The sequence below is a fragment of the Rhodoferax sp. genome, assembly GCF_039922535.1.
GTDB lineage: Bacteria > Pseudomonadota > Gammaproteobacteria > Burkholderiales > Burkholderiaceae_C > Rhodoferax_B.
The window spans coordinates 1-19,138 of the sequence record NZ_JBDTEM010000078.1; the positions used below are offsets into that span (position 1 = coordinate 1).

At 61.2% G+C, this 19,138-nt stretch carries 18 protein-coding genes and 1 riboswitch; of the genes, 10 read left to right on the plus strand and 8 right to left on the minus strand.

Features of this window, described 5'->3' with window-relative positions; all coding sequences use genetic code 11:
- Positions 1-456 (minus strand): 50S ribosomal protein L13 (gene rplM, locus ABI213_RS03115; protein WP_348026081.1); only part of this gene is annotated, 456 nt, incomplete at its 3' end.
- Positions 457-643: 187 nt separating this feature from the next.
- Entirely contained in the window at positions 644-2,239 is a 1,596-nt protein-coding gene (locus tag ABI213_RS03120; protein WP_348005897.1) for a serine/threonine-protein kinase, read from the minus strand.
- Between the two features lie 70 nt (positions 2,240-2,309).
- Here ABI213_RS03120 and rlmJ point away from each other — a divergent pair, with 70 nt between their 5' ends.
- The 10 genes from rlmJ (at position 2,310) to ABI213_RS03170 (ending at position 11,815) form a co-directional block, all read left to right on the plus strand.
- Positions 2,310-3,212 (plus strand): 23S rRNA (adenine(2030)-N(6))-methyltransferase RlmJ, encoded by a 903-nt coding sequence (gene rlmJ, locus ABI213_RS03125; RefSeq protein WP_348005896.1) that lies wholly within the window; start codon positions 2,310-2,312, stop codon positions 3,210-3,212.
- Between the two features lie 168 nt (positions 3,213-3,380).
- Positions 3,381-4,376: a BMP family ABC transporter substrate-binding protein gene (locus tag ABI213_RS03130; RefSeq protein WP_348026083.1), complete on the plus strand. Its 996-nt coding sequence runs from the start codon at positions 3,381-3,383 to the stop codon at positions 4,374-4,376.
- An 8-nt stretch (positions 4,377-4,384) separates the two neighbouring features.
- Positions 4,385-6,004, plus strand: coding sequence for an ABC transporter ATP-binding protein (locus ABI213_RS03135; RefSeq protein ID WP_348026085.1), 1,620 nt, complete (start codon positions 4,385-4,387; stop codon positions 6,002-6,004).
- A 17-nt stretch (positions 6,005-6,021) separates the two neighbouring features.
- Positions 6,022-7,116, plus strand: a complete 1,095-nt coding sequence (locus tag ABI213_RS03140) for an ABC transporter permease (RefSeq protein ID WP_348026087.1) — start codon at positions 6,022-6,024, stop codon at positions 7,114-7,116.
- Positions 7,116-8,081 (plus strand): ABC transporter permease, encoded by a 966-nt coding sequence (locus ABI213_RS03145; protein ID WP_348006102.1) that lies wholly within the window; start codon positions 7,116-7,118, stop codon positions 8,079-8,081. Before ABI213_RS03140 ends, ABI213_RS03145 begins: the two co-directional genes overlap by 1 nt.
- Positions 8,082-8,093: 12 nt before the next feature.
- On the plus strand, positions 8,094-9,023 hold the full coding sequence (locus ABI213_RS03150; RefSeq protein WP_348006101.1) for a ribokinase: 930 nt from the start codon (positions 8,094-8,096) through the stop codon (positions 9,021-9,023).
- 23 nt (positions 9,024-9,046) lie between these two features.
- A complete protein-coding gene (locus tag ABI213_RS03155) occupies positions 9,047-10,039 on the plus strand; it encodes a nucleoside hydrolase (protein WP_348006100.1) in 993 nt (330 codons plus the stop codon).
- A gap of 22 nt (positions 10,040-10,061) precedes the next feature.
- The gene (locus ABI213_RS03160; RefSeq protein WP_348006099.1) at positions 10,062-10,910 is read left to right on the plus strand and encodes a 2OG-Fe(II) oxygenase family protein; all 849 of its coding nucleotides are present in this window, start codon (positions 10,062-10,064) and stop codon (positions 10,908-10,910) included.
- A 291-nt stretch (positions 10,911-11,201) separates the two neighbouring features.
- Positions 11,202-11,501 carry a DUF6172 family protein gene (locus ABI213_RS03165; protein ID WP_348006098.1) on the plus strand — a complete coding sequence of 100 codons (300 nt, stop codon included), beginning with the start codon at positions 11,202-11,204 and terminating at the stop codon, positions 11,499-11,501.
- 11 nt (positions 11,502-11,512) lie between these two features.
- Positions 11,513-11,815, plus strand: coding sequence for a hypothetical protein (locus ABI213_RS03170; protein WP_348006097.1), 303 nt, complete (start codon positions 11,513-11,515; stop codon positions 11,813-11,815).
- A gap of 144 nt (positions 11,816-11,959) precedes the next feature.
- On the opposite strand, the gene ABI213_RS03175 is transcribed toward ABI213_RS03170, so the two are convergent.
- The 6 genes from ABI213_RS03175 to ABI213_RS03200 form a co-directional block, all read right to left on the minus strand.
- The gene (locus ABI213_RS03175) at positions 11,960-12,781 is read right to left on the minus strand and encodes an HNH endonuclease (protein WP_348006096.1); all 822 of its coding nucleotides are present in this window, start codon (positions 12,779-12,781) and stop codon (positions 11,960-11,962) included.
- A gap of 457 nt (positions 12,782-13,238) precedes the next feature.
- Complete coding sequence (gene metF / locus ABI213_RS03180) at positions 13,239-14,081, minus strand: methylenetetrahydrofolate reductase [NAD(P)H] (RefSeq protein WP_348006095.1); 843 nt, start codon at positions 14,079-14,081, stop codon at positions 13,239-13,241.
- Between the two features lie 3 nt (positions 14,082-14,084).
- Entirely contained in the window at positions 14,085-15,092 is a 1,008-nt protein-coding gene (locus ABI213_RS03185; protein WP_348006094.1) for a TlyA family RNA methyltransferase, read from the minus strand.
- Between the two features lie 214 nt (positions 15,093-15,306).
- Positions 15,307-16,740, minus strand: coding sequence for an adenosylhomocysteinase (gene ahcY, locus ABI213_RS03190; RefSeq protein ID WP_348026089.1), 1,434 nt, complete (start codon positions 16,738-16,740; stop codon positions 15,307-15,309).
- 89 nt (positions 16,741-16,829) lie between these two features.
- A riboswitch (S-adenosyl-L-homocysteine riboswitch) is annotated at positions 16,830-16,925 on the minus strand.
- Positions 16,926-17,387: 462 nt separating this feature from the next.
- A complete protein-coding gene (locus tag ABI213_RS03195) occupies positions 17,388-18,038 on the minus strand; it encodes an antibiotic biosynthesis monooxygenase (protein WP_348026091.1) in 651 nt (216 codons plus the stop codon).
- Positions 18,035-19,099, minus strand: coding sequence for an NAD(P)-dependent alcohol dehydrogenase (locus ABI213_RS03200; RefSeq protein WP_348008198.1), 1,065 nt, complete (start codon positions 19,097-19,099; stop codon positions 18,035-18,037). The genes ABI213_RS03195 and ABI213_RS03200 overlap by 4 nt, the downstream gene beginning before the upstream one ends.
- Positions 19,100-19,138: the final 39 nt, after the last annotated feature.

The following is a 19,138-nucleotide window of genomic DNA, read 5'->3' on the forward strand; positions in this document are numbered from 1 at the left end:
CCGTTGTGCGTTCGCGGAAATGCCTGCAATTTCAAGCACTTTAGGCTGTTGGGCGGTATGCGGATGCTCTGCACCACCATAGACCTTGAGCTTCTTGATCATGGCGTAACCGAGCGGGCCTTTGGGCAACATGCCCTTGACGGCCTTCTCGAGCGCGCGACCCGGGAAACGGGACTGCATGTCTTTGAAGTTGATGGACGAAATGCCACCGGGGTAGCCGGAATGGCTGTAATAGATCTTGTCGGTCGACTTGGCGCCGGTGACACGCAGCTTGGCTGCATTGATGATGACGATGTAGTCACCGGTATCGACGTGAGGCGTATAAATGGCCTTGTGTTTGCCGCGCAAACGGAGAGCAACTTCGCTGGCTACTCGTCCGAGGACCTTGTCGGTCGCGTCAATCACAAACCACTCATGCACTACGTCAGCGGGTTTGGCGCTGAAAGTTTTGGTCATGAATTTTCTCTTTAAAAGAATGGTTTGGCCAACCCAAGAGGTTGGCGTTCTAGCAACCCTTTTCCACGGTCGGCGTCTCTCTAGTGGAGATCTCTTAGGTGGGTTTTCAAGCTTCGTCGCGGGGCTAGCTAAACGCTGCGAAGCCTTTGATTATACAAAGTTGTCGGCCACGCTGTCAATTTGGCTGTTAACGCTGCCTTTGTTGCTGGGCCAGCAACCGCTGCGTGTTCTCTTTGCAGACTGGCAATTCGGCAAATTCTGGCTTTTGGCATTCCCGGTACAGACACATGGGGCGGGTCAAAAAATTATTGTCGGTGCACAAAAACACCGAAACACTCCCGGCCAAAGCGGTGCGCTGAGGCGGCTCCACATGGGCAGAAAGCCCATCCCCTGGCGGAGTTGTTGACGAGTAGGCATTTTTCTCTTTGGCCGAAATAACTTTTTTGCGCGGCGACGCAGGGCGGGCCTCTGCTGGAATTGCAGCGGGCACCACCGGCTCTGCGACGACCTCGGCAGTGACCGCTGGTGAAACAAGTGTTGGCGTAGCAAGCACCATTGGAGAGGTCGGTGCTTCGGTCAGCCTGGACACCTCGGATGACGGCCTCCACACCGCCAGTCCCACACCGGCCACCAGTGCCAGCAATGCCACAAGCGCCCAAACTCTGCGCCTGCGTGAATGCACTTGGTCACGTACCACCAGCACCGTGCCCACCAACTCCGCGTGCCCACCCACCGACGGCCGAGGCGGATAGACGAAATGCGTGGGCAACTCGGCCAAATCCAGGGGCTCTGGCCGTGCCCGCTCTTGTGGCGCAAGCTGCCAGCCCTGCCCCATCTCGGTGCGCCAGTCAAACTGCGTCATTTCTGCAGGCGGCTGCAAGCCCAGGGCATGGACAAAAGCCTGCACCGACTGCGGGCGGTCTTCGGGGCGGATCGCCAAAGCCTGGTCGATCGCATCCGTAAAGATGGGTGAATACGCTTGGCCTTGCGCGGCCTGCACCACCGCCTGCATGCTGGGCATTCGGTCACGCAACACCCGGAACGTGGCAGGCAGGGGCAAGGCATTGGCCACGCAGCCATGCACCACGGCTGCCAACGCGTACAAATCGCTCCAGGGCCCTTGCGCCATGTCGCGTACATCGGCATATTGCTCAATCGGCGCGTAATTCACCTTCAGCACCGCCGTGTGTTTGAGGCCCAGGTCGCCAATCGCTCGGCGGGCGGCACCCAGGTCCAGCAGCACCGGCGGACCACTGTCCTGCAAGAAAATATTTTCGGGGGATACATCCCGGTGCACGGTGTGGCTGTCATGCAGCAGTTGCAACGCTTGCAGCACCGACCACAGCACCTGGCGCAACCAATCTTCCGGGGGTGGGCCGCGCATCTGGCTACGGGCCTGCTTGAGCGTCATGCCGCTGTACAGGGGCATCACCATGTAAGCCGTGTTGTTCGCCTCCCAGAAACGAAACACCTTCACCAGCGAGGGGTGGTCAAACTGCGCCAGCAGCCGAGCCTCGGCCACAAACGACTGCAAACCGGCGTGGTAGCTGGCACCGTCCAGTGACGAACGGATGCCGACGGTGACACCCCCTGCACGTCCGGCCAGCGCCGTTGGCATATATTCCTTGATGGCAACCGACCGGTGCAAGGAATGGTCGTAGGCTTCGTAAACCATGCCAAATCCACCCACACCCAGCAGCCGCACCAGCTCAAACTCACCCAGCCGCGCGCCCCTGGGCAAGGCATCGGAATGGAGGATGGGGGGCTGGAGGACGTCAGGCATGGGGAAAAGGAGGGCTAGTTTAGTGCGTCGCCCCACACAGCAGGTTTGCGCCTCGTTACCATATGGGCATATGTTTAGTTACCGCCACGCCTTCCACGCAGGCAACCACGCCGATGTGCTCAAACACACGGTTTTGATTGCTGCCCTCAAACACCTGACCGAAAAAGACCCGGCCCTGGCCGTGCTGGACACCCATGCGGGTGCCGGGCTGTACCGGCTCGACGGCGATTACGCCGAAACCAGCGGCGAGGCCGCCAACGGCATTCTGAAGCTGCTGGCCGACCCCGAACCGGGCCAGCCCCCGCTGGTAGCCGCGCCCGCGCTGCAAGACTATCTGGACCTGGTCGCCAGCTTCAACAAATCGGGGGGCAAAAAGGTCTACCCCGGCTCGCCGTTCATCATGCAACAACTGTTACGTGACCACGACCGCCTCAAGCTGTTTGAACTGCACCCGACCGATAGCAAAACCCTGTCGGCCAACATCGCCCAGCTATCTGCCGGACGGCAAGTTGCGGTTTTCCGCGAAGACGGCTTTGAAGGTATCCGCAAATTCTTGCCTCCACCGAGCCGCCGCGCTTTTCTGCTGTGCGATCCTAGCTATGAAATCAAGAGCGATTACAGCCTGGTGACCGAGATGATCGCCAACAGCCTGAAACTGTTTGCTACCGGCACCTACGCCGTCTGGTACCCCATCATTCCGCGCCCCGAAGCCCACGACCTGCCGCGCAAACTCAAAACTCTGGCCACCAAGGCCGGTAAAAGCTGGTTGCACGCCACGCTGACCGTCAAGTTCAGCAAGCTCACCACCGATGCCGAAGGCGAAGTCAAGCGCCCTGGCCTGCCCGCCAGCGGCATGTTCCTGATCAACCCGCCGCACACCCTGAAAGCCGCCCTCAAGCCCGCTCTGGCACAGATGGTAGAGCGGCTGGGACAAGACAAGCACGCCACATCGACGCTGGATTCGGGCGGCTGAGCGCAGAAAGCGGTGCCAGCATGGAACGTAAGACCGGGTGTTTACGCCAGTTCACAACCGGTTTAATTCCCTTAATATCCTGACCAAACGATCAAGATATTGCACAAACTGGCAAGCTTATTGCATGATGCTTGGCTCTTATTTCTTCCACCACCCCACTTGCTTGATATGAAACTCACCTCCCTCTCTCTCGCTGTAGCCACTGCATTTTGCGCACTCAGCGCGCACGCGGCCGACCCCAAATTGGCGCTGATCTACGGCAGCGGCGGCAAATTTGACAAATCGTTCAACCAGTCGGCCTACGAAGGTGCCGAGCGCTTCAAGAAGGAAACCAAGATCGGTTACCTGGAAGCCTCCATCACCTCCGACGCACAAAGCGAGCAGGTGCTGCGCCAGATGGCCCGTAAAAACGTCGATCTGGTGGTCTCCATCGGCTTTTCGATGACCAATGCGGTCACCACCGTGTCCAAAGAGTTCCCCAAGGTCAAGTTCATGATCATCGATGACGAGGTCAAGGGCGACAACGTCAGCTCCGTCACCTTCAAGGAGCAAGAAGGCTCCTACCTGGTAGGCGTGGCCGCCGCGCTGGCCAGCAAGTCGCAAAAAGTCGGCTTCATCGGTGGCATGGACGTGCCGCTGATCCGCGCGTTTGGCTGCGGCTATGCCCAGGGTGCCAAGTCGGTGGATGCCAAGATCGACGTGACGCAAAACATGGTCGGCACCACCCCCGCGGCCTGGAGCGATCCAGCCAAGGGCGGCGAGCTGGCCCGCGCGCAATTTGACCGGGGTGTCGATGTGGTGTTTGCCGCCGCCGGTGGCAGTGGCATGGGTGCACTGCAAGCGGTCAAGGACAAGGGCAAGCTCGGCATTGGTGTCGATTCCAACCAAAACCCGCTCTACCCCGGCTTCATCCTGACTTCCATGCTCAAGCGCGTGGACAACGCCACCTACGACGGCTTCATGAGCATCAAGAACGGCACCTGGGCACCCGGTGTCATCAGCAAAGGCCTGAAAGAAGGCGGCGTGGACTGGGCACTGGATGCCAACAACCGCAAACTCATCACCCCCGCCATGGAAGCCACCATCAAACAGGCCGCTACCGACATCAAGTCGGGCAAGGTCAAAGTGGTGGACTACCGCACTGGCAACAGCTGCCCCGTCTAATCGAGGGCGTGTTGACTGCGCAAGAAGAAGGCACCCTGCCGAGGGTGCCGGTCGTCGAATTCCAAGGCATCTCCAAACAGTTTGGGTTGGTCAAAGCCAACGCCAACGTCAGCTTCAAGGTCCGCAAAGGCTCCATCCACGGCATCGTGGGTGAAAACGGCGCGGGCAAGTCCACGCTGATGAGCATTCTGTACGGCTATTACCAAGCCGACCGCGGGCAGATTCTGCTCAATGGCCAGCCCGCGCCCATGCGCAACAGCCAAGAAGCCATCCAGCGCGGCATTGGCATGATCCACCAGCACTTCATGCTGGTGGACAGCTTTACCGTGCTGGAAAACATTCTGCTGGGCGTAGAAGGTGCTCTGGTACTGGACGGGCCCTTTCAGGCGGCCGAAAAGCGCCTGCGCGCACTGGGTGCCGAGTACAACCTGGAAGTTGACCCCAACGTGCGGGTGGAAAACCTGTCGGTGGGTGCGCAGCAGCGGGTCGAAATCCTGAAGCTGATCTACCGGGGTGCCGACATCTTGATTCTGGATGAGCCCACCGCCGTCCTCACGCCGCAAGAAACCGACTCCCTGTTCGCCATCCTGCGGGTGTTCCGCGACCAGGGCAAAACCATCATCCTGATCACCCACAAGCTGCAGGAAATCTTTGCGCTGACCGACCGCGTCACCGTGATGCGTGCCGGCACCGTGGTGGGCGAGGTCGATACCGCCACCAGCAGCCGCGAGGCCGTGGCCAGCCTGATGATTGGCCGGAGCATCGAGTCCACCCTGTCGCGTGGCCCCTACCAGCCTGGTGCCGCCGTGCTCGAAGTACAACAGCTCAGTCTGCAAAACGCCCAGGGCGTGAAGCTGCTGGACGACCTGAACTTCCAGGTGCGTGCCGGTGAAATCGTGGCCGTGGCCGGAGTCTCTGGCAACGGCCAGTCCGAACTATTGGAAGTATTGGCGGGCATGCGCCTGCCCAGCAGCGGCGACATCCGCTACAAAGGCCAGCCCTTGCCTTTCAAAGGGCGGCGCGATGCCGACGGCCTGCCTGCCGTGTACCGCACTTTGGGCATTGCCCACGCACCCGAAGACCGCCTGCGCGAAGGTCTGGTCAAAGCCAACTCGGTGGCCCTCAACACCCTTCTGGGGCACCAGAACGACCGCCTGTTCCACTCCGGCTGGCTGCTCAATCCGCAAGCCATTCTGGCCCACGCCAAAAAGCTGATTGCCGAGTTTGACGTGCGCCCCACCGACCCAACCCTGCGCGTCGGCCTGCTGTCTGGCGGAAATCAACAAAAAGTGGTGCTAGCGCGCGAGATAGCTGCACAGCCCGCTCTCATTTTGATAGGGCAACCCACGCGTGGCGTGGATATCGGCTCGATCGAAACCATCCACCGCCGCCTACTGGCGCTGCGCGACGCGGGGATCGCCATCGTGTTGGTGTCGGTAGAGCTGGAAGAAATCCGCGTGCTGGCCGACCGCATCCTGGTGATGTGTGGCGGCAAGATCACCGGCGAACTGGCAGCGGGGAACTTTGACACCACCCGCATCGGCCTGATGATGGGCGGCATCACACATTTAGGCCTTCCGCACGACCTGACTGGCGGCCCTGCGGGCCTTCAGGCGGGCGCTGCGTAAGTCCGGGCATTAATTTTATGAACCCACACAACCTCCCCGGCTGGGCCACCAACCTGCTGCTGCCTATCCTGAACCTCGTCTCGGCCATGCTGGTGGCGGGCGTGGTGATCTACGCCCTCGGCGAAAGCCCCATCGAATCGCTGGGCATTCTGGTCAACAGCGCCTTCCTCAACCCCGAGGGGCTGGGCTACACGCTGTTTTACGCCACCACCTTCATCTTCACCGGGCTGGCCGTGGCGTTTGCGCTGCACGCCGGCCTGTTCAACATCGGCGGCGAAGGCCAGATGTACATCGGCGGCCTGGGCATGGCGCTGGTAGTTCTCAATATGGATGCTAGCTGGAGCCCATGGGTGGTGATTCCGCTGGCCATCGCCATGAGCACCCTGTTTGGCGCGGCCTGGGCTTTTTTGCCGGGCTATCTGCAGGCCAAGCGCGGCAGCCACATCGTGGTGACCACCATCATGTTCAACTTCATCGCCTCGTCGCTGATGAACTACATCATCGTCAGCCTGCTGATCCCGGTGGGCCAGCAAAGCACCTCCAGCCGCCAGTTTGCCCAAACCACCTGGCTGCCCCGGCTCAACGAATGGCTGCCGGTGCTGGGCCAGACCCCGGTCAACATCAGCTTTGTGCTGGCGCTGGCAGCGCTGGGCCTGTATGCGCTGGTGATGTGGCGCACCTCCTGGGGCTACGGGGTGAGCACCGTGGGCCTAAACCCGCACGCCGCCCACTATGCAGGCATTTCCATCAAAGGCACCATCATCGGCGTGATGGCCGTATCGGGCGCACTGGCGGGCATGGCGGCGGTGAACAGCCAGATGGGCTCTTCCCACAACCTGGGGCTCAACTTTACGGCGGGTGCAGGCTTCATCGGCATCGCCGTGGCCTTGATGGGGCGCAACCATCCGATTGGCATTTTGCTGTCGGCAGTGCTGTTTGGCGGGCTGATCCAGGGCGGGTTTGATTTGTCACTGGAGAAGTCTAATATTCCGCCGGAAACCTTTGTGTTCATCCAAGGCCTGATCATCCTGTTTTGCGGGGCCATGGAGAATTTATATGCCCCCGCCCTCTCCGCCTTGTTGAATGGCTACAAAAAGAGGAGCGCAGCCTGATGGACAACATCCAACTCTCCAGCATATTGGTAGCCATGGTGCGCAGCGCCCCGGTGCTGATTTTTGCGGCTTTGGGCGGCCTGTTTGCCGAGCGCTCGGGCATTGTGGACATCAGCCTGGAAGGCAAGATCCTGGGCAGCGCCTTTGCTTCGGCCTGCGTGGCCTACGCTACCCAAAATCCCTGGTTTGGCGTGTTGGCGGGCATTGCGGTGTCCTGCCTGCTGGCGCTGCTGCACGGTTTTGTGTGCATCCAGCAGCGCGGCAACCAGCTGGTGTCGGGCATGGCCATCAACATCTCGGTCAGCGGCCTGACCTTTGTGCTGGCGCAGTTCTTCTTCCAGCAAGGCGGCCGTACGCCGCCGCTGGACGAAGGCCGGTTCCAGGCGCTCACCATCCCTGGCAGCCAGGCGGTAGCCGATGTGCCGGGGCTGGGCTGGCTGCTGGGTGAACTGGTGGGCGGCCACACCATTCTGGTGTACCTGGCCTTTCTGGCCGTGCCGCTGGTGCACTGGGTGGTCAACCACACCCGCTTTGGCCTGCGCCTGCGCGCCGTGGGCGACAACCCGCACGCGGCAGACACGGCAGGCATCAGCGTGGCAAGAACCCGCTATCTGGCCCTGCTGGTGGGCGGTGTACTGTGCGGCCTGTCGGGTGCCTACCTGGCCATCGTGCAAACCGGCTTTTTCTTGAGCGACATGTCGGCAGGCAACGGCTTTCTGGCCCTGGCAGCGCTGGTGTTTGGCAGTTGGCGCGCAGTGCACACCACGCTGGGCTGCCTGATGTTTGCGTTTTTCAGCGCCCTGCAAATCCAGCTGGAAGGCGTGGTGCTGCCGGTTGTCGGCAAGGTACCGGGCTCGCTGATCCAGATGATTCCGTACATCGTCACCGTCATCATCCTGGCGGGCTTCATGGCTAAATCGGTCGCGCCTAAAGCTATCGGCGTGCCCTTCGTTAAATCTCGTTAACCAGACTCTCCCATGATTTTTGTTGCTGGCTCGGCCAATCTTGACTTTGTGGTGCGTGCCACCCACATCCCCGCACCGGGCGAAACCGTGCTGGGCCGCGCGTTCCAGACCTTTCCCGGCGGCAAAGGCGCCAACCAGGCCATTGCCTGCGCACGTGCCGGGGGCGCGGCCACGCACATGCTGCTGGCGCTGGGCGCAGATGCCTATGCGCAGCCGCTGGAGGCTTCCCTGGCCGACGCTGGCGTGGTGCAGCACGTGGTGCGCCCCCTCGACCAGCCCACCGGCACGGCCTTCATCTGCGTGTCGGACGATGCCGAAAACGCCATCACGGTGGCACCCGGTGCCAACGCCAGCCTGAACGCCGCGCATTTGCCGCCGTTGGCGGGCTTTAGCCACCTGCTGCTGCAACTGGAAACCCCGTTGGATACCGTGACCGCCTATGCCCAGGCGGCCCGCGCCCAAGGCGTGCAAGTGGTATTGAATGCGGCTCCCGCCCAGGTGCTGCCCACCGACCTGCTGGCCGCCGTGGACGTGCTGGTAGTCAACGAAGGTGAATTGGCCAGCGTGGCCCAGCACACCGGCAGCATTGCCGAATGCCTGGCCCGGCTGGACACCGCCTGCGTGGTCGTCACCCTGGGCCACCGGGGTTGCTGCGCGCGGCTGAACGGGCAGATATTGCTGCAAGCCGCGTTTCCCGTCAGGCCCGTGGACACCACCGCGGCAGGCGACAGCTTTTGCGGGGCCTTGACCGCCGCCCTGTCCCAAGGCCACCCGCTGGCCCTGGCGATGCAGTACGGCAGCGCCGCCGGTGCCCTGGCCTGCACCCGCCCCGGCGCGCAGACCAGCATCCCCACCCACGCTGAAGTGCAAGCCCTGGTGCAGAGCGGAACGCCTGCGGGTGCCGATGCCGCCTTGCGCGAATTTTGCGGATTCCCCGCCTAAACTATTTTTTTGTGAGACTCGCTATGACCTCTTCCACAGTTCCTACCAAAGTTATTTTTGACACCGATCCCGGCGTAGACGACGCGATGGCCCTGTACTTCGCGTTGGCGCATCCGGCCATTGACGTGGTCGGCATCACCACCACCTTCGGCAATGTGACGGTCGAGCAAGCCGCCACCAACGCGCTGTACCTCACCGCCATCGCAGGCAAGACCATTCCCGTCACCAAAGGCGTGGCCACGCCCTGGGTCAAGCCCGGCGAAGCGCCGCCAGCCTTCATCCACGGTGCCGATGGCCTGGGCAACCTGCCCTCGCGCGTCGCCACCACCAACCAGCTCGACCCGCGCTCCAGCGCCCAGTTCATCGTGGACATGGCCCGCGCCCATCCAGGTGAAATCACCCTGGTGGCGGTCGGCCCGCTGGGCAACCTGAGTCTGGCCCTAAAGCTCGAACCGACCCTGCCCAAGTTGCTCAAAGAAGTGATTCTGATGGCCGGCACCGTGACCGAACCCGGCAACGTCTCCCCCGTGGCCGAAGCCAATGTGTGGAACGACCCGCACGCGGCCGACCACGTCTTCAGCGCAGGCTGGAGACTGACCATGGTCGGCCTGGACGTGACGCACCGCGTGATCCTGCCGCTGGCGCTGTTCAAGAAAATTGCCGACCACCACAAGCACATCGCCACCGACGTGCTGCACCATGCCGTCAGCTTCTACGCCGACTTCTACAGCGGCATCTACCCGCATGTGGCCAAGATCCACGGCTGCTTTGGCCACGACGTGCTGGCCTTCATTTACCTGGTGAACCCCGAGCTGTTCACCATCGAGTCCGGCGGCATCCGCGTGGCCACCGAGGGCATTGCCAACGGCCAGACCATGATGAAGCGCAAAGACATCTTCCACCCCCAAGTCGGTTGGGCCGACACGCCTGCCACCCATGTCTGCATGCAGGTGCAGGCAGAAGCCTGCAATATCGTGCTGGAAGACATGCTGATGTCCGACTGGCTGCCCCGCTAGACCCTTCAAAGGAGAGGTCACCATGCAATTCCCCGTCGTCAACTACCTCAGCGCCACTGCTGCGCAAGACTTTTGCAAAAGCCTGCACGAGACCGGCTTTGGCGTGCTGTCCCACCACCCGCTGGACCAGCATCTGGTGGACGACATCTACGCCGAATGGCTGGCCTTCTTCGGCAGCGATGCCAAGCACCGCTACCCGCACGACCCGGCCACCCACGATGGCTATTTCTCGCCCGCCGTGTCCGAAACCGCCAAGGGCAACACCCAGCGCGATCTCAAGGAGTTCTTCCACATCTATCCCTGGGGCCGGTACCCGGCCGAGGTGTCGGATGCCGCGCGCCGCTACTACCAGCAAGGCAGCGCCCTGGCCGCCGAGCTGCTCAAGTGGGTGGAAGACAACTCCCCCCCCGAAGTGCGCGCCCGCTACACCGAACCCCTGCCCCAGATGATTGCGGGCTGCGACCAGACCCTGCTGCGCGTGCTGCACTACCCGCCCCTGCGCGGCAACGAAGAACCCGGCAGCGTGCGGGCCGCCGCCCACGGCGACATCAACCTGCTGACCATCCTGCCCGCAGCCACCGAGCCCGGCCTACAGGTACTGGGCAAAGACGGTGCCTGGTACGACGTGCCCTGTGATTTCGGCCTGCTGATCGTCAACATCGGCGACATGCTGCAAGAGGCCAGCGGCCACTACTACCCGTCTACCACCCACCGCGTGCTCAACCCCACGGGCGAAGGTCGCCTCAAATCGCGCGTGTCGTTGCCGCTGTTTCTGCACCCCCGGCGCGACGTGGTTTTGTCCGAGCGCTACACCGTGCAAAAGTACTTTGCCGAGCGCATGGCCGAGTTGCGCGGTCCCCGGCCCACGTAGCTGTCGCGGCCCTGCTACATCCACACCGGTTTTGTCTATGCCGACGTGCTGCGCAGCTTCATTACAGCCCACAGCCCCTTGAAAGCCACCGACTATGCGCCGGGCGATGCGGTTAACCGTCCGTAGAAATTTATAGAAAATAGGCCTCCAGCGCATATTCAACCTGCGCAGGAAGCTATTTATTTAATAGCACAACCAAGGCAGCTTGTCCTAAGCCTCATAATCGAGCGCCTGCCGAGGGCTGTCTCTGAAACATATTCAAGGGAGGCATCGGCTTCCCAAAGGCACTCTGTGAAAAAAACATTTCCCCTGAATATCGAAGGCAAGAACCGCGACCGCGTGGTTGAAGCCACCAAGCACGACATCCGTAAATACGTCAAACGCCAGCTGCGTGTGGCACTGCCTGAAGGCGTGGACTACTGGGACTGGGATTGCCGCTTTGGCACCAGCACTGAGACGGCCACGGTGGTGCACTTCGCCACCATCACCAAGCTGATCGACGACGTGGCCGCCGCAGGTGGCGCGTCGTTCTACATCGAGCTGGTCGCCAAAAACGGCGTGCGCACGGCCAAACCCAACACCGCGCAATAAGTCTTCAAGCCATGCAGTATCTCGACTTCGACACCAGCGAAGACGAGCACGGCTATGCATCGTTAGAAGCCATGGCCTCGGTCCCCGCCCCCCAGGTGGCCGCCGTGCAGGCCGAAATCCAGCAGGTGCTGGACTGGGCCCACACGGCCTTCCCCGGCCTGCAGGCCCCGCTGGACGAGGGCGGTGAGTGGGACTTTCAGGTGCAGCAGCAGCCTGAGCTGGTCGCCGGGCAGCATCGGCAAACCTTCACCCTGTCGCTGACCGGCAGCCCGCAGTTCTGCGAAGCGTTTCGGGGGAGGTTTTTGGTGGGGTGAGCCGATGGGGATCGGAGCTAATGGGGGTCGGATCACGATTGCGCGCTAGATGTACACAGAATCCGCACAACCCTGCCCCGCATTCGTGCTCCGACCCCTATTGGCGGGTCGGGGGTGGCGGGGTGCGGCACTAGAACGAACTCGTTAGGCGTAATGGGCCTTGCGATGGCAATTTGGGCAAATGGCAATGGCGTTCGCAACACAGTCCTTCCCGCCCATTGCCAATGGTGTCCGATGATGTACTTCTAGATAAGGAGCACCATCGGTGCGCCGTACAAAAGGCGCATCCGCGCCACAAGCCTGACAGACACCGTTTGCCTGAAACAGTACTTCTGCCACTACATCCGGATTTCTGGTGAAAACAAATGAGCGAACTTCAACTCGGGTCGGCGCGTCACTGGCGTTGACCAGCCTTTCAAGACGCTTTGCGTGAGACTCAGCCAAAGAGACCTCAACGCGAGCGTGAAAAGCTTCTGCGACTTCCTCTTTCTGCAACGCTAATCCCGACGTACCAACGCTAACCTCCTCAAAAAAGCCATCACCACTTCTTTGCACGGGCGTGCGAGTTCTTCCTTGCCAGCCGCGCACTTGCATATTTGTAGAGGTGCTGCTCAGTTGTTGCAACAGGAATTTCTTGCATCGCCTAGAAGGACTCTTTCCACGCTCCAAATCAAAAGCAAGAAATTGCTCCGTCGCAATTTTCTTCACCTCGTCCTCCGTATCCACTCCTAAAACTCGGAATACTCCATAAACACGATCGTAAGCAATGACAACGACGATCGAAATCTTGGGCTTTTCCGGATTGGAGAAGTCGTATTTCGTGTCTGGAGGTTGCAAGGCTGTGAACTCTTCTATCGTTGCGCGATGGCGCATAAGTTGATCCAGACTGTCGTTGCCGTGGCGTAAGAACAGAATCTCATCGAAACTTCCAGAGGTTTCTTGCGAAATCAGTGTGGCCAGCTTCATTGGTGCTCCTTGTACTCAACGAAATTTACACCGCAAACCCCAAGGTTCAAATCGCCCACCAAAATCTCCTGAAAGCAGCCTGCAAGCTGGCTTTGCGCAGTATCCAAAACCCTAACAATGCAAGCAGATACAGCATGTGATTACCACCGTATAAAACGTCAGCAGCTCTATTTTTCATAGCTGCTACCGCCAATGGATAAACACCAGGGGAACTTTCGCTTGAACCGGTGAGGATGCCTTATACCGTCCATGCAGCCACCCTGGAACCGGGCCGACCTTGACCATCCGCCACGAAGAGCCGCCGGGAGGGGTCAGAGCCCAAATGCGGTTGACAGCTGTTACTTCACCGTCGCGGTAGTACGCGCAATTGGGATCTGACCCCACCCGGCTTCGCCCGTTGTTGCGCCGCTGCGATCAATCGAGCGATGGGGATTTGAACCCACCCACCCCCGACTGATCAGACCGCCAAACGACCCAGCCGTTTGCAAATCTCCAGTGTCGCCGCGCTCTGGTTCATGGTGTAGAAATGCAGGCTGGGCGCGCCACCGGCAATCAGGCGCTCGCACAGATCCGTCACCACTTCCAGGCCGAAGGCCTTGATGCTGGCCGTGTCGTCGCCAAAGCCTTGCAGGCGCAGGCGCACCCAGCGGGGGATTTCGGCACCGCAGGCATCGCTGAAACGCATCAGCTGCGACGAGCTGGCGATGGGCATGATGCCGGGCACGACCGGAATGGTCACGCCCAGCTTGCGGGCATCGTCCACCAGGCGGAAATACGCGTCGGCGTTGTAGAAATACTGCGTCATGGCCGAATTGGCCCCGGCGTGCACCTTGATGGCAAAAGCGTTCAGGTCGGCATCGGCCGAGCGGGCCTGGGGATGCACCTCGGGGTAGCAGGCCACCTCGATCTGGAAGGCATCGCCCGTCTCGGCGCGGATAAAGGCCACCAGGTCGCTGGCGTAGTGGAATTCACCGCCCGCACCGTAGCCGCTGGGCAGGTCGCCGCGCAGGGCCACCAGACGCTTCACGCCCATGCCTTGCAGAATAGCAAGTTGCGCCCGCACCGTGGCCTTGGTCGCGCCCACACACGAGAAATGGCTGGCGGCTGGCACACCCTCGGCCAGGATCTCGGCCACGGTGGCAAACGTACCTTCTTGGGTGGAGCCACCGGCGCCAAAAGTCACCGAGCAAAACTCGGGCTTCAGTGCGTACAAGGCCTGGCGCACGGTGCGCAGCTTGGCGGCGCCTTCGGGCGTTTTGGGCGGGAAAAACTCTAAGCTGAGGGGAATATTCTTAGCCATGGCTCATGCCACCTTTTTTGCATAGATAAAGAATTCACGGTTGCCGTCGCCGCCTTCGAGCACGCTGTCGAACCAGTCCAGCACTTCGAGCTCCAGCTCGGCGCAGCACTGGCGCAGGCGCGCTTCCACCACGGCGTACATCTCGGGATCGCGCACGATGCCGCCCTTGCCCACCTGGCCGGGTTGCAGTTCAAACTGCGGCTTGACCAGCATCAGCAAGGTACCCTCTGGCGGCAACAAGGGCACCAGCGCGGGCAGGATCAGCGTCAGCGAGATGAACGACACATCGCCTGTGACCAGATCAAACTCGGGTGTGGTGTCCACACCGTCCAGCCCCGCCTTGCGGCGGTGGCGCTTGGGGGCGGCATCGGCTGCGGGTTCCGTCTCCAGCAGCTTCGCGTTGACTTTGCCGGTGGCCTGCGCAATGTGCGCCTCCACCTCGGCATCGTCCGCGTCGTCGCTGTCGTCGTAGTCGGTCACTTCGCCACCACCGCGCATCCAGCTATAGGGTGCCTCGGGCTCCGGGTCGTCCACCGTGGGCGGCACCCAGTGCTCGGACAACACCAACTCGCACGCCTCCTGCAGGGATTCGGGGGTGAGCGAACGGGCGTTCAACCCCTCCACGCACAGCACGCGGGCATCGACGCGCAGCTTGGGGTGCAGCTGGGCATGGCCCACGTCCACACCTGTAACCTGCGCCACGCCCGCTTGCAGCAGGCAGTCGGTAAAACCGCCGGTGCTTTGCCCCACGTCCAGCACGTACAGGCCCGTCACGTCCAGACCCACATGCTTGAGCGCGGCTTCGAGCTTGAGCCCGCCGCGCGAAACATAGCGCGCCTCGGCATCGTTGAGCAGCTCCAGCTGGGCGTCTTCGGGGATGTCGTCCTTGTTCTTGGCGACATCACGCCATTTGATGCCGTCGAACCAGCGCATGCCCCCGGTGATCAGGCGCACGGCCTGCGAGCGGGATGCGGCCATGCCGCGTTCTACGAGTAATTGGTCAGCGCGCATGGGGCTCCGTAAGGGGGTAAAAACTCCCCCGGGGAACGGGGGAGCGGACGCGGGCGACGTTGAATGAGTCACCGCGAGGCGGCGCGCCCTGGATCGGGATGGGATGCTAGGCGCAAACCGCAGACATAGCAAAGGCTATGGCGAGGATTTGCAACGACGCAGACCGCCCGAGTCCAGGGATGCGCAGACCGCGAGGGACTCGTTCAGCGTTGCCTCAGTAGCGGTAAGTTTCGGCTTTATACGGGCCAGACTTGCTCACGCCGATGTAGGCGGCTTGTTCGTCGGTCAGCTCGGTCAGCATCGCGCCAACCTTCTTCAGGTGCAGGCGTGCCACCTTTTCGTCTAAGTGCTTGGGCAGCACATAGACCTTGCCAGCTTCGTACGCGTCCTTCTTGGTGAACAGCTCGATCTGGGCGATGGTCTGGTTGGCGAAGCTGGCCGACATCACGAAGCTGGGGTGGCCCGTGCCGCAACCCAGGTTCACCAAGCGGCCCTTGGCCAGCAGGATGATCTTCTTGCCGTCAGGGAACTTGATGTGGTCCACCTGGGGCTTGATTTCTTCCCACTCGTACTGCTCGATCGATGCGACTTCGATTTCGTTGTCGAAGTGGCCGATGTTGCAGACGATGGCCTGGTCCTTCATCTTCAGCATGTGGGCGTGGGTGATGACGCTCTTGTTGCCGGTGGTGGTGACGAAGATGTCGGCGTGTTCGCACGCGTAGTCCATGGTCACGACGCGGTAGCCTTCCATGGCGGCTTGCAGCGCGTTGATCGGGTCGATCTCGGTCACCCAAACTTGGGCCGACAGCGCGCGCAGTGCCTGGGCCGAGCCCTTGCCCACGTCGCCGTAACCGGCCACGCAAGCCACCTTGCCCGCAATCATCACATCGGTGGCGCGCTTGATGCCGTCCACCAGCGATTCGCGGCAGCCGTACAGGTTGTCGAACTTGCTCTTGGTTACCGAGTCGTTCACGTTGATGGCGCGGAACAGCAGCGTGCCCTTGGCCGACATCTCGTTCAGGCGGTGCACGCCGGTGGTGGTTTCCTCGGTCACGCCGATGATCTCAGCCGACTTGCGGGTGTACCAGGTCGCGTCCACGGCCAGCTTGGCCTTGATGGCGGCGAACAGCAGGGTTTCTTCTTCGCTGGTGGGGTTGGCGATCAGCGAAGCGTCTTTTTCAGCGCGCTGGCCCAGGTGCATCAGCAGCGTGGCATCGCCGCCGTCGTCCAGAATCATGTTCGGGCCTTCGCCGGGGGTTCCCTTGGCGCCGAAGTCGAAGATGCTATGGGTGTAGTCCCAGTAGTCTTTCAGCGACTCGCCCTTGATGGCGAACACCGGCGTACCGGCTGCGGCAATGGCGGCGGCGGCGTGGTCTTGCGTCGAGAAAATGTTGCACGATGCCCAACGCACGGTGGCGCCCAGGGCTTGCAGGGTTTCGATCAGCACCGCCGTTTGGATCGTCATGTGCAGCGAACCGGTGATGCGCGCGCCCTTCAGGGGCTGGGCGGCCGCGAACTCTTCGCGGATGGCCATCAGGCCAGGCATTTCGGTTTCTGCAATGCGGATTTCGCGCTGGCCCCAGGCCGCGAGGCTCAGGTCGGCAATGGCTTGGTCTGCCGTAAAGATGGGTTTGAGAACTGCGTTCATAGTTGGCTCCAAAACAGGTTGGTACATGTTGGTATGGCCACTGCGCAGACGGTGCACCGGGAACTCACCCGGTACGCCGCCTAACAGGCAGTGGGTGAGCGCGGTTATCACTAGATGGACGTTCTCCGAGCCTCACACCGGGGCCTGGGGGTGCCAGGCCGGGGGTTGCAGCGCTCCTCGGAGGGGTGGATTATAGGGAACTGGGGCGGTAGGGGTACCGGGGAATAGCCCTGTGGACTGGAAAGTTTGTGGATTTTTAAGCCAAATCGGGCTCTGGCACAGGTGATACCTGCACGAGCAGCTATTCAATTAATAGCAAACAGTAACAGCCACGATGGGTGTCTGGCATGGTTGTGCAACGCCAATGCATCTGGCATTGGCAGTAGGGTCAAGGACCTCCAGTCATCGTCGCTGTAGATCGCCAAAATATCCAGCAACGGCCCTAAGATACTCTGAGCAAGTGCGGTCAGCTAAGCCGCCAGTCGCCACGTCGGCTCCTGCCAGAAAGGCCGTCTCGACAACAAAGTCCCCTTTTGTGTTGCCGCCAACGCCATATTGAGCAGGTCAACTTTGGGCTGGCGGTAACAGGCTGGGCACAGATACCTTTTTATATGTTGAGGGTGATCAGTAATTTCTGACACCCGTGGTCAATTCAGCGTGAGCGGTAGCACAGGCGGCGCAGTCTCGATCAGTCTGCGGGCAATGATCATGTCCTGTGATGCCTCCAGGTACCTCTTGAAGTGGGGCGATTCGCGGTGCAGCAGGTAGGCGCGCTCGTCGGCATAGATCTCGTAGAGGCGCAGGTGATTGGGGCGATTCTTGAGAGCAAATGCATGGATCGCGAATACACCCGGCTCGACGCGTATGGAGGCGTCGATCTCCTCACTCACGATGGCCTTATAGGCATCGAGTTGGGTCGGCCTGATCTCCAGTTCGGCGATGCGCACCACCGCGCCCGTTGGCGGCAATTGCGGCTTGGTGCCCAGCATCACGGGCACCGCTTCGAAGAATTGGTGGCTCGTCACCAATGGACCACTGCCGGCACGAAATTTCTGAAAATGCGGCGACTGCAGGTGCTCCTGGTAGGCGTTCTCGTCTGCATAGACCTCAAACACGCGGATGCGGTTTGGGTGCACCCGCTCGCTCGCCCAGTAGAACGCGAGCACGCCCGGCTCAGTACTCCGGGTCTCGCGCACGTTTTCTTCTGCAAGCCTCGTGAAGCGATCAAGCCCCGCGGGATCGACCTCCAATTCTGACCAACGCACGTAAGCCATGGCGATCTTGGACAGAATGTTCATGCATCAAGCTCCTGCGACTTCAGCGAAGACATATCGATCACGAAGCGATACTTCACGTCGCTTTTGAGCATACGTTCGTAGGCTTCGTCAATTTGCTGGACGCGGATTACTTCAACGTCGGAGCTAATGCCGTGCTGTCCACAGAAATCCAGCATTTCCTGGGTTTCGGCAACACCGCCTATGAAGGAGCCCGCCACGGCTCGACCGCCATAGACAAGCGGGGCAGTATTTAACTGCTCGTCGAGTGCGCCCATGTAGCCGACCAGCACCAAGGTTCCATCGAAGCTCAGCGTGGGCAGATAGGGAGTGAGCGCATGGACATAGGGCACGGTGTCTATGATCAGGTCGAAACGCCCGGCGCACGCGGCCATCTGCGCCGCATCTGTCGAGATGACAACCCGATCTGCGCCCAGGCGGCGGGCATCCGCTTCCTTGCCCGAAGAGCGGGTGAACAAGGTGACATCAGCACCCAGTCCCTTGGCAAGCTTCAGCGCCATGTGACCCAGCCCACCCAGCCCCATGACAGCGACACGACTGCCCGGGCCAACCTGCCAGCGCCGTAGCGGCGCCCAGGTGGTGATGCCGGCACACAACAGGGGCGCAGCACCTGCCAGGTCCATGCCCTCAGGCACCCTCAGCACGAAGCCGTCTGACACGATGATCGATTCCGAATAGCCACCGAAGGTACGTGTCTGGTCGTGACGGTCGGTGCTGCCGTAGGTGAAGGTAGGCGATGTTGCGCAGTGCTGCTCGTGCCCGCTCTCGCACGCTACGCAGTGCCGGCAGGAATCGACCATGCAACCGACCCCGACGGTATCGCCGGGCTTGAAGCGCGTGACTGCCGGCCCAACACTGCGCACGCGGCCGATGACTTCATGGCCGGGCACGATGGGGTATCGGGACGCACCACGGTGATTGCGAACCTGGTGCAGATCCGTATGACACACCCCGCAGTAAAGGATATCTATCACCACATCGTCATGGCGTGGTGTACGGCGTTCAAAGCGGAACGGCGCAAGAGGTGCGTCGGCGGCGTACGCTGCGTAGCCGAGCACGTTCATGTGGATGTGCCCCGGAGCGGTACGCTGTTTCCGCCTTCT